Source organism: Dactylosporangium sp. NPDC051541 (genome assembly GCF_044454505.1).
GTDB lineage: Bacteria > Actinomycetota > Actinomycetes > Mycobacteriales > Micromonosporaceae > Dactylosporangium.
Map to the genome: position 1 here is coordinate 18583 of NZ_JBITDU010000010.1, position 13015 is coordinate 31597.

The window sequence follows — 13015 nt, forward strand, 5'->3', positions numbered from 1 at the left end:
GTGTTGCAGCCTTCGTGACCGGTCGGCCCAGGGTCGTCAGGCGAGCGGTGGTGTCCTGCAGGCCCGGCGGCATGGTGTCGCCGGCGGTACCGGGGGCGCGGGTTGCGCGGCCCCGGTACCCGTTGCGTCGGGCGGTGCGGATCAGGCGACCACGCGGCGGGTCCACTGCTGGTTGGTGCCGCTGCCGCACGTCCACTGCAGCCCAGCGGCACCGTCGGCGGTCGAGGCGTCGGCCACGTCGAGGCACTTGCCGCTGTGCCGGGCCACGAAGCGGACGTACCCGGAGCCCGCGCTCTGGACCTGCCACTGCTGGTTGGTGCCGCCGCCGCAGGTCCACTGCAGCACCGTCGCCCCGTCGGCGGTCGAGGCGCCGTTCACGTCCAGGCACTTGCCGCTGTGCCGGGCGACCAGCCGGACGTAGCCGTTGCCCAGGTCCTGGACGGTGAAGCGCTGGTTGAGTCCGGTTCCGCAGGTGTACTGCAACGTCCGCGCACTGTCAGCGGCCGAGCCCGAGCTCACGTCCAGGCACTTGCCGCTGTGCCGGGCCACGAGCTGCTCGGCCGGGCCGGCGGTCCCGGCAACGGTTCCAGCCGCCGCGTCGATGCTCAGCTGCGGCGCCCACGTCAGGCTCAGCGACGTGTTGCTCGGGAACGACAGCGGCAGCCACACATACTGCGAGTCGTTCACCGGCCCGCCCCACGCCCCGGCCCACCGGTCGCCCAGGTACAGGTACGCGGTGCCGGCGGTGCCCTGCACCGGCAGCACGTAGGCGGTCTGCGAGCCGAACGCCGTGTTGTCGCCGACGTTCGACAGCCCGCTCCACGTGCCGGTGACGCTTGTCGCGGTGCCGTACTTCTGCTGGTTGGGGCCCCAGCCGGTGGCGGCCGAGGTCAGCAGGAAGTACACCCCGTTGCGTTTGAACATCGCCGGCGCCTCGCGGGACGAGCCCGGCCACAGGCGCTGCACCCGGGCGCTCACCCCGAGGTAGTCGGACGTGAGGCGGTACACGTGCAGGTCGGCGTTCTCGTTGGCGGCCGAGATCATGTATGCGGTGCCGTCGTCGTCGCGGAACAGCGTGATGTCCCGGGACATGTAGTCGAGCGGGCGGAAGCTGCCGCGATACGTGTAAGTTCCATCGACCGTGGACGAGGTCGCGACCGCGGCCCGGGCCTCGCCGTAGTCGCTGCCGTTCTCCTTGTGCATCCACATGACGTACTGCCCGGTCGAGCTGTTGTAGATCACCTTGGGTCGTTCGATCTTCGCCGAGGCCAGCTCCGAGCTCGACGACTGGGTCAGCACGTGGTTGCGGAACTCCCAGGTGCGCAGGTCGGTGGAGCGATACACGTCGACGTAGCGGAACGTGTCGTTGGTGTTGCGGTCCTCGCCGAACCAGTAGTAGTACGACCCCACCTTGATGACCCCGCCGCCGTGGGCGTGCAGGAGATTCCCGGCGGTGTCGCGCATCTGCAGTCCACTGAGGACGTTGACGGCGGCGGCACTGGCCGGGGTGGCAGCGGCGGCCAGCGAAACACAGACAACAGCGAGCAATGCGGCGATTCTTCGGAACATGGCGGTGTCCTCTTCGATCACTCGGCGGCGGAGATCACTTGGCGATGGCGGTACCGTGGCGGCAGCCGGCGCAGGTGACGGCGCTCAGCCCGGTCCAGGAGTTGAGATCGGAGCTCGTCGCGGTCCAGATGCCACCGTTCGTGTATTTATCAACGTAGATACGCCAGCGGCCGTCGTCGAGCTTCACCAGCGACGGGCCTTCGTAACCTGATGTCCACAGGTTGCCGCGGTTGACCCAGCCCTCGGTGAGGTGCGCGGTGGTCGTCCAGTGCTCGATGTACTTCGTCGTCTCGTTCTTCGTGAACGCGTGCCAGGTCGAGCCGGACTTCACCACGAACGTGTCGATGTGGTTCGTGCCCAGGCCCCACATCTGCGCCGGCCCGCTCCACGACGTGAGGGCCGCGTTCTGGGCGGTGTACACGTACGGCCGGAAGCAGCTGGAACAGGTGCTGGCCGCGACGCTGACGATGAGCTTCACGCTGCTGCCCTCGACATAGAATTCCGGGGCCCACGTGTACTTCGTGCTGGCGATCCCGGACTGGACGCTCGCGATGTTCGTCCAGGTCGTCAGGTTCGTGCTCGACGCGATGTTGAAGTAGGTGCTGTTCGTCGTCCACGACTGCACCGTGTAGGCGATGAAGTAGCGGCCGTTGTACTTCAGGATGCTGGGGTCGCGCAGCACGCCGGTCGGGCCCCGGAAGTTGGTGTCGGCGAGCACGCCGTAGCTCGTGCCGCCGTTCGTCGACTGATACAGCCACAGCTCCTCGTCGGCCGCCGCGTCACCTTTGAACGTGGCGTACACCAGAGCAGTTGCGGCACTCGCGGGCTGGGCTCCGACGAGCGCCCCGGCCAGCACGGCCAGCACGACCATCATCGATCTCAATGCCTTCATGCCACCCATGGCAGCGTTTCAGCCGACGCGCGCACCAGGAAGCGAACAGAACCGTTCAGGCTCGAACCCGATCGAACTATGATCATCGGCATGGCGACGCGGTTGGTACAGGTCAACATGAAGGCCCGGGACGACGCGGCCCTCGGCGCGTTCTGGGCGGCGGCGCTCGGCTGGGAGATCTCCAGCGAGGGCCCCGGGGTGACCAACCTCGAGCCCCCGGGCTTCCACTACCCCGATCCGGCCGCCGTCGTCATCGACCTGGTGAAGTCGTCCGAGCCGAAGGTGGGGAAGAACCGGGTCCATCTCGACCTGGCCACCACCTCCACGGCGCATCAGACGGAGCTGGTCGCCCGCCTGCGCGAGCTCGGCGCGGCACCGGTCGACATCGGTCAGGGCGCCGACGTGTCGTGGGTGACCATGGCCGACCCGGAGGGCAACGAGTTCTGCGTCCTCGACTGGCACGACCCGGACCACGACACCGGTCCCATCTCCACGGTGATCGTCGACTGCGCCGACCCTCACGCGATGGCCCGGTTCTACAGCGCGGCCACGGACTGGACCCTGCTCCGGGAGAGCGACAGCAACGCGGTGCTGCGCTCCGCGACGGGAGTCGGCCCATATCTGCAGTTCCTGCGCACGCCCGACGTCAAGACCGGCTGGAACCGCGTCCACCTCGACCTGCGCCCGTACCCCGGCGACGACCTGGAGGCCGAGGCGGACCGGCTGCGGAAGCTCGGCGCCACCCCCGTCGACGTGGGCGACATCCACTGGAAGGTGCTGCGCGACCCGGAAGGCAACGAGTTCTGCCTACTGACACCAGGCTGAAAACCCTCAGTGCGACTCGCGGGGCACCTGGTCACCGCTGGCACCGACCAGGAACGACAGGTCGGCGCCGGTGTCGGCCTGGCGGACGGTGTCGACGTAGAGTCGCTCCCACCCGCGCGTCGGCCGGGCCAGGGCGGCCAGGAACTCCGGTGAGGGCTCGCGGGCGTCCAGGTCGGCCTCCACGTGCAGGGTGCGGGCGGCGACGTCCAGGACGATCACGTCGCCGGTGCGGACCCGGGCCAGGGGGCCACCGGCGGCCGCCTCCGGGGCCACGTGCAGCACGACGGTGCCGTAGGCGGTGCCGCTCATCCGGCCGTCGCAGATCCGCACCATGTCGCGGACGCCCTCGGCCAGGAGCTTGGCCGGGATCGGCGTGTTGGCGACCTCGGGCATGCCCGGATACCCCTTCGGGCCGCAGCCCCGCAGGACGATGACCGAGTCGGCGGTGATGTCCAGCCCCGGGTCGTCGAGCCGGGCGTGCAGGTCCTCGACGGAGTCGAAGACGACCGCGGGCCCGCGGTGGCGCAGCAGGTGCGGGGACGCGGCGGCCGGCTTGATGACGGCGCCGTCCGGGGCCAGGTTGCCGCGCAGGACGGCGATCCCGGCGTGCGGCTGCAGCGGCTCGGCCCGGGTGCGGATCACCTCCGCGTCCCAGATGTGGGTGTCGCTCAGCGGCTCGACCAGCGGGCGGCCGGTCACGGTGATCGCGTCCGGGTCGAGCCGGTCGGCCACCTCGGCCAGGACGGCGTGCAGGCCACCGGCCCGGTGCAGGTCCTCCATGAGGAACCGGCCGGCCGGCTGCAGATCCACCAGCAGCGGCACCCCCGCGCCGATGCGGTCGAAGTCGTCCAGGGTCAGCTCGACGCCCGCGCGGCCGGCGATGGCGAGCAGGTGCACGACCGCGTTGGTGGACCCGCCGAGCGCGGCCAGGGCGACGATCGCGTTGTGGAACGAGGCCTTGCTCAGCACGGCGCTCGGGCGGTGGTCGCGGTTGACCAGGTCGACGGCGAGGACGCCGGTGGCGTGGGACGCGGCCAGCAGGCGGCTGTCCGCGGCCGGAATGCCGGCGATGCCCGGCAACGTCATCCCGAGAACCTCGGCGAGCAGGCCCATCGTGGAGGCGGTACCCATCGTGTTGCAGTGGCCCTTGCTGCGGATCATGGAGGACTCGGAGTCCAGGAACGCGCGCTCGGACAGGGTGCCGGCGCGGACCTCCTCGGAGAGCTTCCAGACGTCGGTGCCGCACCCGAGCGGCACGCCCCGGAACGTCCCGGTCAGCATCGGGCCGCCGGGCACCACGACCGCCGGCAGGTCGACCGAGCAGGCGGCCATGAGCAGCGCCGGGATCGTCTTGTCGCACCCGCCGAGCAGCACCACCCCGTCGATCGGGTTGGCCCGCAGCATCTCCTCGGTCGCCATCGCGGCCATGTTGCGCCACAGCATCGCCGTCGGCCTGACCTGTGTTTCACCGAGCGAGACGACGGGCAGGTCGAGCGGAATCCCGCCGGCCTCGTAGACCCCGTTGGCGACGCTCTTCGCGACCTCGTCGAGGTGCGCGTTGCAGGGGGTCAGGTCACTCGCCGTGTTGGCGATCGCGATGTGCGGCCGCCCGTCGAACGCGTCCGCGGGCAGCCCCCGGCGCATCCAGGCTCGATGGATGTAACTGTTACGGTCGTCCCCGGAGTACCACTGCGCGCTGCGTCGCCCGGCCATGTCCATGAGAGTAGTACTGTCCCCGGTATGCGGTACTCCGCCAGTCCGGCCTCCGAATCCACCTATGCCCTGGGCGAGGGCCCCGTGTGGGACGCGCCCCGAGGCCGGCTGCTGTGGGTCGACATCCTGAACAACACGGTGCATGAGGGGTCACTGACGGAGTCCGGGCCGATCGCCACGAAACGCTCGTGGACGTTCGATGACACCGTCGGGGCGGTCGCCGTGGCCGCGGACGGTGCGCTCCTGGTCGCGGAGCGCCACACGCTGACACTCCTGAACAACGACCAGAGCCGAGAAGCCATCGCCCGGGTACTGCCACCCGACCGCGAGAGCCGCCTGAACGACGGCGCCGTCGACCCGGCCGGGCGGTTCCTGGTCGGCAGCCTGGCGCAGGACGAGCGCACGGGCGAGGAGATCCTGGTCCGGCTCGACGATGCGGGCGTCACCGTCGTCGACGCCGACCTGGACCTGTCCAACGGGCTGGCCTGGAGCCCGGCCGGTGACCTGTTCTACAGCATCGACACGCTGCGCAACCTGGTCCGGGTGCGGGAGTACGACCCGGCGACCGGTGCGATGGGGGAGCGCCGCGACCTGGTCACCATCGCCGACGGCGGCCACCCCGACGGGATGTGCGCCGACGCCGACGGCAACCTGTGGATCGCGGTCTGGGGCGGGGCCCGGGTCGAGTGCCGCAGCCCCGAGGGCGCGCTGCTCGGCGTGGTCGAGGTGGCTGCCCCCAACACCTCCAGCGTCGCGTTCGCCGGTCCGGACCTGGACACCCTCGTCATCACGACCGCCGCCCGGGGCGTGCCCCGGGAGCGGCGCGCCGCCTACCCGGACTCCGGGAAGCTGTTCACCGTCAAGGTCGGGGCCCGTGGGCTGCCGACGGCACCGTGGGTGAAGCCCGCGTGCGCGCCCTCGTCCTGACCGGGCCGCGGGCGGCCGCGGTCCTGGACGTGCCCGACCCTGTCGCCGGGCCCGGCCAGGTCGTCGTCGACGTGGAGCGGGCCGGGGTCTGCGGGACCGACGTCGAGCTGTTCACCGGTGAGCTCAGCTACTTCCACAGCGGCATCACGGCGTATCCGGTGCGGCCCGGGCACGAATGGTGCGGCGTGGTCACCGCCGTCGGGCCCGATGTGGACGAGTCGCTGCTGGGCCGCCGGGTCACCGGCGACACGATGATCGGCTGCGGCCGGTGCGTGCGCTGCCTCTCCGGCCGGCACCACGTGTGCGCGGCCCGCGACGAGGTCGGCATCCGCGGCGCGATCCCGGGTGCCCTCGCCGAGCGCCTCGCCGTCCCCGCCCACACCCTGCACGACCTGCCCGACGACCTCGACGCGGCGGCCGGGGCCATGGTCGAGCCGGGCGGCAACGCGCTGCGGTGCGTGCACGCGGCCGCCCTCGCGCCCGGCGAGCGGCTGCTGGTCCTCGGCACGGGGACGATCGGGCTGCTCACCGCCCTGTTCGCCCGGGCCGCCAAGGCCGAGGTGCACCTCCTGGGCCGCGACCCGGCCCAGCTGGCCCTGGCCCGGGAGCTCGGCTTCCAGGGCGCCTGGACCCGCCCCGACCTGCCGGACCTGGCCTGGGACGCCGTGGTCGACGCCACCAACGACCCGCAGGCCCCGGCGCTCGCCCTCGACCTGGTCGAGCCCGGCCGCCGGCTCGTCTACATCGGCCTGTCCGGCGTCCGCAGCGACGTCGACTCCCGCGAGATCGCGCTGAAGGACGTCACCGCGGTCGGCATCCTGGGCGCGTCCGCGGGCCTGCCCGGCGCCATCGCCGCCTACGCCTGGAACTCCGTCGACCCCCGCCCCCTCGTGGGCGCCACCATCGGCCTGGCCGACGTCCCCGCGGTCCTGGCCGGCCACCGCCCCGCGACGGCCGGCCCGGGCCCCAAACTGCTGGTCGACCCTAACCTTCGATGACCTCGAGGAACGCCAGGGCCAGAGCCGTGTGGCCCTCGATGCCGGGGTGGACGCGGTCCGGGGCCCACGCCGCCGGCGGGCGGTGGGTGAGCAGGCGGTCGAACGTCGCCTGGGTGTCGACCAGCAGAGCGCCGTGGTCCGAAGCCACCTTCCGGACCACGGCCGCATAGCGGTCACTCCGCGTGCGCTGCGGATCGGCCAGGTCCGGCTCGATGAAGTACGGCGTGGCGACGATCAGGCGGCACCCCGTCGCCTCCACCGCCTCGGTCAGCAGCGCCCGCAGTGTGGCTTCGAACTCCGGCGGGGGTACCGCCTCGTGCGGGCGGTCGCCGAACGCGCGCCACACATCGTTGATGCCGATCATCACCGACAGCCAGTCCGGGCGCTCGTCGATCGCGTCGCGCTGCCACCGCTCGCGCAGGTGCCGGACGGTGTTGCCGGAGATCCCCCGGTTGAGCCACGTCAGCGGCACCTCCGGGTGGCGGGCGGTGACCAGGGCGCGGAGCAGGTTGAGATACCCGTCGCCGTAGGGCGGGAGCGGGCCGGTGCGGCCGGCGTCCGTGATGCTGTCGCCGATGAACAGGACGCGCTGGCCGGGTCCGAAGATCATACGGCCCACGGTAGGGGATCACCGGCGTACTTCGCGGCCCGGGCGTCGCCGGAGCGGGCATGGCCCTCGAACAGCTCCACGCGGGCCGCGCGGCCGCACAGCCGCCCGAGCTCGGCGCTGGAGTCGCGGTTGGTGATCTCCTGGTAGGTGACGGTCTTCAGGTACTTGCCGACCCACAGGCCGCCCGTGTAGCGCGCGGCGCCGCGGGTGGGCAGGGTGTGGTTGGTGCCGATGACCTTGTCGCCGTACGACACGCAGGTCTCCTCGCCCAGGAACAGGGCGCCGTAGTCGTGCATCAGCGCCAGGGCCCGCCGCGGCTCGGCCGTCAGGACCTGGACGTGCTCGGCGGCGAAGGTGTTGGCCACCGCGAACGCTTCGTCCGTCGTGTCCGTGACGATGATCTGGCCGTGGTCGCGCCAGGCGGGGCCGGCGTAGTCGTTGGTCGGCATCCCCGGCAGCAGCGCCTCGACGTGCTCGAGGGCCTTGCGGGCCACGGCCTCGGAGGAGCAGATCAGGATGGCGGGGGAGTCGGGGCCGTGCTCGGCCTGGCTGAGCAGGTCCACGGCGACGATGAACGGGTCGGCGGCGCCGTCGGCGACGATCAGGATCTCGGTCGGGCCGGCGAACAGGTCGATGCCGACGCGGCCGAAGAGCTGCCGCTTGGCCTCGGCGACGTAGGCGTTGCCGGGGCCGGCCAGGAGGTCGACCTTCGCGATGGAGCCGGTGCCCACGGCCAGGGCGGCGACCGCCTGGACCCCGCCGAGCAGGTAGATCTCGTCGGCGCCGGCCAGGTGCATCGCCGCGACCGTCGCCGCCGGGATCTCGCCGCGGATCGGGGGCGTGCAGGCGGCGACCCGGGGGACACCGGCGACCTTGGCCGTCACCACCGTCATGTGCGCGGAGGCGACCAGGGGGTAGCGGCCGCCGGGGACGTAGGCGCCCGCCGCGGACACGGGGATGGAGCGCTGCCCGAGGTACACCCCCGGCAGCGTTTCGACCTCGAAGTCCTGCAGCGACTCCAGCTGCCGGCGGGCGAAGTCGCCGACGTTGCGCTGCACGGTCCGGATGTCGTCGATGACCTGCCGGTCGACCCCGCCGACGATCCGCTCGATGTCCTCGGGGGAGAGCCGGAAGCTGGGCGGCGACCACTTGTCGAACTTCTCGGAGTATTCGCGCACGGCCTCGTCGCCGCGGGCCTCGACGTCGGCGATGACGGTCGCGACGGTCTCGGCGACCCCGGACACCGCGGCGGCGGCGCTGCCGGTGGGCGACTTCAGGTGGAACGCCATCAGACCTCCAGCAGGGGGCGCAGCGAGCGCAGGACCTCGCGTGCGGCTTCGAGGGACTGGTCGATCTCCTCAGCGGTGTGTGCGCCGCTGATGTGGTTGCGTTTCAGGGCCATCGGCAGCATGAGGAAGCCGCGCTCGGTCATGCCGCGGTGGAAGGCGATGTAGGCGGCGTCGTTGTTGCGCATGAGGTCGCGGTAGCCCAGGACGGGGGCCTTCGCGAAGTACAGCGCGAACACGCCGCCGAAGCCGGCCACGGTGGCCTCGATGCCGAGCTCGGCGGTGAGGGCGGCGAGGCCGTCGCGCATGCGGGCGCCGAGCTCGTGGGTGCGGGTGTAGAAGTCGGGGTTGGCGGCCAGGTGGTCGATGGTGGCGAGGGCGGCGGCGCAGCCGATCGGGTTGCCGTTGAACGTGCCGGCCAGCAGCACGTCGCCGGTGCGGCCGTTGAAGCGCTCCATCAGGTCCCGGCGGCCGGCGACCCCGCCGACCGGATAGCCGTTGGCCATGCCCTTGCCGAACGTGGTCAGGTCGGGCGTGACCCCGACGACCTCCTGGTAGCCGCCGAGCGCGTGCCGGAAGCCGGTGATGACCTCGTCGAAGATGAGCACGGCGCCGCGGTCGCGGGTCAGGGTGCGCAGGCCCTCGACGAACTCCCGGGTGGGCAGCAGCGCGCCGACGTTGTGCGGGATGGGCTCGAGGATCACCGCGGCGATGCGGTCCGGGTTGGCGTCGAAGTGCGCGATCACCGAGTCGAGGTCGTTGAACTCGGCGATGAGCGTCGCGTCGATGGCCTGGGGCAGGATGCCCTCGGAGAGCGGGTCGCGGCCGTAGGCCTTGTCCGGGGCCGAGATGACGTTGCGGGCGACCGAGTCGGTCCAGCCGTGGAACCCGCCCTGGAACTTGACGAGGAGATCGCGGCCGGTCGCGGCCCGGGACAGCCGGATCGCCTGGGCGGTGGCCTCCGAGCCGCTCATCGTCGCGATCATCGACTCGGCCGACGGGATGAGCTCGACGACCCGCTCCGCCAGCCGGACCTCGCCCTCGGTGACGCCGAGGCCGACGAGGTCGATGCCGTCGAGCGCGGACCGGACGGCGTCGTTGACGACCGGGTGGTTGTGGCCGAGCAGGATCGCGCCGAACGCGGCGTGGTAGTCGAGGTAGCGGCGGCCGTCGGCGTCCGTCACGTAGGCGCCGCCGGCGCCGGTGAAGGAGTACGGCTCGCCGATGTATCGCGTGGAGGAGTTGACGCCGCCGGGGATGACTCGGGCGGCCCGCTCGGCGATCGCCTGTCCGCGCGGGGCCTCCCGCCGTTGTGCAGAGGGCATGCCCGGGACGCTAGGCCACGTGGTAACAACATGGCAAGACGTTCCATGTTGCAATGAGTGGACCTTGACAGGTTCCCCGCGGGACATGAAACTTCGTTCCAAACAACTGGCACACTCATCGTGGAGGAGGGCTGGGTGGCAGCGGACGAGATCGGCATTCTGCTGGTCGGCGCCGGGTTCATCGCCGATGCACACAGTGCTGCGGTCGCCGTGACGCCGGGTGCCCGCATCGCCGGGATCGTCGATGTCGACCCCGGCCGGGCGGCCGCGTTCGCCCGCTCCCAGGGTGGCATCCCGCACGCGAGCGACCTCGCCTCGGCCCTCGCGTGGCCGGACGTGGACGCCGCGATCGTGTGCACGCCGAACTTCACGCACGCCGGCATCGGCGCCGCGGTCGCCGCCGCCGGCAAGCACCTGCTCATCGAGAAACCCCTGACCACCACGGTCGCAGACGCGCGCGCCCTGCAGGCCGCGTTCGCCGGAAAAGACCTGGTCCTGGCGGCCGCGCACACCCACCGGGCCTACGACTACGGCCGCGCCGTCAAGGCCGCGATCGCCGACATCGGCGAGCCGTTCCTGGTCCGCCTGGCCATCCTCGGCGGCTGGATCTGGCCCGACTGGAGCGCCTGGGTCAACGACCCGGCCAAGTCCGGCGGGCACGCCCTGCACAACGGCGTCCACCTGCTCGACCTGGCCACCTGGTGGCTCGGCGCGCGGCCGGTCGCCGTGCGGGCCCGGGGCCGCAAGCAGACCGCCACCGAGCTCGGCATCTACGACTACCTGGAGATGGTGGTGGACTACGCGAACGGGGCCACCGCGGTGTGCGAGATGAGCCGGGCCCACCGGCCGGGCTCGTTCAACCAGCGGGAGCTGTTCGTCGCGGGCAGCGGCGGCGCGGTCCGGCAGGACTGGGACGGCGAGGCCGCGGTGCTCTACGCCGAGGGCGGTCCGGCGCTCGTGCCGGCGGCCGGCGGCAACGGGTTCGCGGTGCAGCTGCGGGCCTGGCTGGACAGCATCGGGGGCGCGCCGCCGCTCATGCCGGTCGACGACGCGGTGCTCGCGGTCGCCATGGGCGTCGCCGCCGAGCGCTCCATCGCGACAGGTGAAACAGTGCCATTGGCCGAGGTGCTCGCATGATCCCGGTGCGGTTGCTCGGCGAGGCCGGGATCGGAACCCAGAACCACCAGCGCGACATGTACAGGCCCGCGTTCGACCGGCACCCCGAGTTCACGATCGTCGACGACGAGGCCGCACCGGTTGTTTCGGTAACCGTCCCGCTGGAACAGCGAGCAGCCACGATCGAGCGCGAGATCCGGGCCGGAAGGCACGTCCTCGCCGACAAGCCCCTGGCCGCGACGGCCGAGGAGTGCGACCGGCTGGCCGAGCTCGCCGAGGAGCACGGCGTGGTTGTTGTTCCGGCCCACCATCAGCGGCTCGGCGGCGCCCTGCGCTCGGCGAAGGCGGCGGTGCGCGCGGGGCGGGTGGGGCTGCCGTGGAACGTCCAGTGCGACTTCATCGTGGCCGGCGGCGACCCCGCACCCGGCGGCGAGCTGCTCAACCTCGGCCTGTACCCCATCGACATCGTCTGTGACCTGCTCGGCCTGGCTGTCACACGCGTCAGTGCCACCGGCGGCCCCCTGGACACGGTGCAGCTCGACCACGATAACGGCGTCACCAGCACCATCGTCTGCGGCCGGGTGCCCGCGGTGCAGGGTGTCGCCCCGTCCGGCCTGCTCCTGCATCGGTACCGCATCAGCGGCTCCCACGGCGTGCTCGTCATCGACGCGACCCGGCCGGCGCTGCGGGTCCACACGGCCACGGCGACGCACCAGGCCTGGACCGGTCCCAGCACCGTCGACACGTTGCTCGACGTGCTCGCCGCCGGCGTGCGCACCGGCCGGGCCGAGCTCGGCCCGCGCGATGCCGCCCGCGCGCAGCGGATCGTCGAGGCGGCCCAGCAGTCCATCAAGGAAAACCGGGGAGTGGCGCTCGATGCGGTTCGTTAGCTACCTGCGGGACGGCGCCGTGCGCCACGGCCGCCTGGAGACCGGCGACACCGTCGTCGAACTGGGCGACGGTGACCTGCAGCGCCTGGTCGAGGCCGGTCTGTCCACAGGGGACGGTCCGGGGGAGAGCGTCGCCCTGGCCGCGGTGACCCTGCTGGCCCCGCTGCAACGGCCCGGCAAGCTGCTGGCCGCGGCGGCCAACTACCAGGACCACGTGACCGAGACCGGTGGGGAGCCCCTCGACAAGTCGCGCCTCTCACCGCGGCTGTTCCTGAAACCGCCGACGTCGATCGTGGGCCCCGGCGCGGTCATCCCGCTGCCCGACATCAGCAAAGAGGTCGACTGGGAGACCGAGCTCGCGGTCGTGATCGGCCGCGCCGGCCGGAACATCCCGCAGGCCGAGGCCCTCGACCACGTGGCCGGCTACATGGCCTCCAACGACGTCTCCGCCCGCAGCGTCGACTACGGCTTCGAGCGCGACACCGACGACAAGGCCGTCTGGTTCTTCGACTGGCTGGCCGGCAAGTGGTGCGACGGCTTCGCGCCCCTCGGCCCGTGGCTGCTCAGCGCCGACGAGGCCGGCGACCCCCAGGCGATCCCGATCCGCATCGACGTCAACGGCGTCACCAAGCAGCTCGGCTCGACCAAGGACATGATCTTCTCGGTGGCCGAGCTGATCGCACACGCCTCACGGCTCATGACGCTGGAACCCGGTGACGTCATCCTCACCGGCACCCCCTCCGGCGTCGGGGCCGCGACCGGTGAGTTCCTCAAGTCCGGCGACGAGATGGTCGTCGAGATGGGCCCGCTGGGAACACTGCGCAACACGGTGGCCTGAGGCCGCGCCCAACCCTCCGCCCATGC

12 protein-coding genes are annotated in these 13015 nt (G+C 71.8%); 6 read left to right on the forward strand and 6 right to left on the reverse strand.

The window, feature by feature from the left end; genetic code table 11:
- Positions 1-141: 141 nt before the first annotated feature.
- The gene (locus ACIA8L_RS36580; RefSeq protein WP_395911785.1) at positions 142-1569 is read right to left on the reverse strand and encodes an RICIN domain-containing protein; all 1428 of its coding nucleotides are present in this window, start codon (positions 1567-1569) and stop codon (positions 142-144) included.
- Positions 1570-1603: 34 nt separating this feature from the next.
- Complete coding sequence (locus ACIA8L_RS36585; RefSeq protein ID WP_395911787.1) at positions 1604-2461, reverse strand: family 43 glycosylhydrolase; 858 nt, start codon at positions 2459-2461, stop codon at positions 1604-1606.
- A 90-nt stretch (positions 2462-2551) separates the two neighbouring features.
- On the opposite strand from ACIA8L_RS36585, the gene ACIA8L_RS36590 reads away from it, so the two are divergent.
- Entirely contained in the window at positions 2552-3286 is a 735-nt protein-coding gene (locus tag ACIA8L_RS36590; RefSeq protein WP_395911789.1) for a VOC family protein, read from the forward strand.
- Positions 3287-3292: 6 nt separating this feature from the next.
- Here ACIA8L_RS36590 and ACIA8L_RS36595 read toward each other — a convergent pair whose 3' ends face one another.
- Positions 3293-4999, reverse strand: a complete 1707-nt coding sequence (locus ACIA8L_RS36595) for an IlvD/Edd family dehydratase (RefSeq protein WP_395911791.1) — start codon at positions 4997-4999, stop codon at positions 3293-3295.
- Between the two features lie 27 nt (positions 5000-5026).
- On the opposite strand from ACIA8L_RS36595, the gene ACIA8L_RS36600 reads away from it, so the two are divergent.
- Together ACIA8L_RS36600 and ACIA8L_RS36605 are read left to right on the forward strand one after the other, a co-directional pair.
- On the forward strand, positions 5027-5926 hold the full coding sequence (locus ACIA8L_RS36600; protein ID WP_395911793.1) for an SMP-30/gluconolactonase/LRE family protein: 900 nt from the start codon (positions 5027-5029) through the stop codon (positions 5924-5926).
- The gene (locus tag ACIA8L_RS36605; protein ID WP_395911795.1) at positions 5908-6924 is read left to right on the forward strand and encodes a zinc-binding dehydrogenase; all 1017 of its coding nucleotides are present in this window, start codon (positions 5908-5910) and stop codon (positions 6922-6924) included. Before ACIA8L_RS36600 ends, ACIA8L_RS36605 begins: the two co-directional genes overlap by 19 nt.
- On the opposite strand, the gene ACIA8L_RS36610 is transcribed toward ACIA8L_RS36605, so the two are convergent.
- From ACIA8L_RS36610 to ACIA8L_RS36620, 3 genes are read right to left on the reverse strand one after another with little or no spacing between them, the layout of a single operon-like run.
- Positions 6911-7534, reverse strand: coding sequence for an SGNH/GDSL hydrolase family protein (locus tag ACIA8L_RS36610; RefSeq protein WP_395911797.1), 624 nt, complete (start codon positions 7532-7534; stop codon positions 6911-6913). The genes ACIA8L_RS36605 and ACIA8L_RS36610 overlap by 14 nt on opposite strands.
- Positions 7531-8823 (reverse strand): histidinol dehydrogenase, encoded by a 1293-nt coding sequence (hisD, locus tag ACIA8L_RS36615; protein WP_395911799.1) that lies wholly within the window; start codon positions 8821-8823, stop codon positions 7531-7533. The genes ACIA8L_RS36610 and hisD overlap by 4 nt, the downstream gene beginning before the upstream one ends.
- Positions 8823-10145, reverse strand: a complete 1323-nt coding sequence (locus ACIA8L_RS36620; RefSeq protein WP_395911801.1) for an aspartate aminotransferase family protein — start codon at positions 10143-10145, stop codon at positions 8823-8825. Before ACIA8L_RS36620 ends, hisD begins: the two co-directional genes overlap by 1 nt.
- A 135-nt stretch (positions 10146-10280) precedes the next feature.
- On the opposite strand from ACIA8L_RS36620, the gene ACIA8L_RS36625 reads away from it, so the two are divergent.
- Genes ACIA8L_RS36625 through ACIA8L_RS36635 form a run of 3 tightly spaced genes read left to right on the forward strand, consistent with a single transcriptional unit; the run spans position 10281 to position 12989 of the window.
- Entirely contained in the window at positions 10281-11282 is a 1002-nt protein-coding gene (locus ACIA8L_RS36625; protein WP_395911802.1) for a Gfo/Idh/MocA family protein, read from the forward strand.
- Positions 11279-12151: a Gfo/Idh/MocA family protein gene (locus ACIA8L_RS36630; protein ID WP_395911803.1), complete on the forward strand. Its 873-nt coding sequence runs from the start codon at positions 11279-11281 to the stop codon at positions 12149-12151. Before ACIA8L_RS36625 ends, ACIA8L_RS36630 begins: the two co-directional genes overlap by 4 nt.
- A complete protein-coding gene (locus tag ACIA8L_RS36635; RefSeq protein WP_395911805.1) occupies positions 12138-12989 on the forward strand; it encodes a fumarylacetoacetate hydrolase family protein in 852 nt (283 codons plus the stop codon). Before ACIA8L_RS36630 ends, ACIA8L_RS36635 begins: the two co-directional genes overlap by 14 nt.
- Positions 12990-13015 lie beyond the last annotated feature (26 nt).

What these genes read in the sequence shown, in the direction of transcription:
- ACIA8L_RS36595 (WP_395911791.1), bottom strand. Translation starts at nt 4,999, where the DNA reads ATGGCCGGGCGACGCAGCGCGCAGTGGTACTCCGGGGACGACCGTAAC.
- ACIA8L_RS36630 (WP_395911803.1), top strand. Translation starts at nt 11,279, where the DNA reads ATGATCCCGGTGCGGTTGCTCGGCGAGGCCGGGATCGGAACCCAGAAC.
- ACIA8L_RS36580 (WP_395911785.1), bottom strand. Translation starts at nt 1,569, where the DNA reads ATGTTCCGAAGAATCGCCGCATTGCTCGCTGTTGTCTGTGTTTCGCTG.
- ACIA8L_RS36620 (WP_395911801.1), bottom strand. Translation starts at nt 10,145, where the DNA reads ATGCCCTCTGCACAACGGCGGGAGGCCCCGCGCGGACAGGCGATCGCC.
- ACIA8L_RS36600 (WP_395911793.1), top strand. Translation starts at nt 5,027, where the DNA reads ATGCGGTACTCCGCCAGTCCGGCCTCCGAATCCACCTATGCCCTGGGC.
- ACIA8L_RS36610 (WP_395911797.1), bottom strand. Translation starts at nt 7,534, where the DNA reads ATGATCTTCGGACCCGGCCAGCGCGTCCTGTTCATCGGCGACAGCATC.
- ACIA8L_RS36590 (WP_395911789.1), top strand. Translation starts at nt 2,552, where the DNA reads ATGGCGACGCGGTTGGTACAGGTCAACATGAAGGCCCGGGACGACGCG.
- hisD (WP_395911799.1), bottom strand. Translation starts at nt 8,823, where the DNA reads ATGGCGTTCCACCTGAAGTCGCCCACCGGCAGCGCCGCCGCCGCGGTG.
- ACIA8L_RS36585 (WP_395911787.1), bottom strand. Translation starts at nt 2,461, where the DNA reads ATGAAGGCATTGAGATCGATGATGGTCGTGCTGGCCGTGCTGGCCGGG.
- ACIA8L_RS36635 (WP_395911805.1), top strand. Translation starts at nt 12,138, where the DNA reads ATGCGGTTCGTTAGCTACCTGCGGGACGGCGCCGTGCGCCACGGCCGC.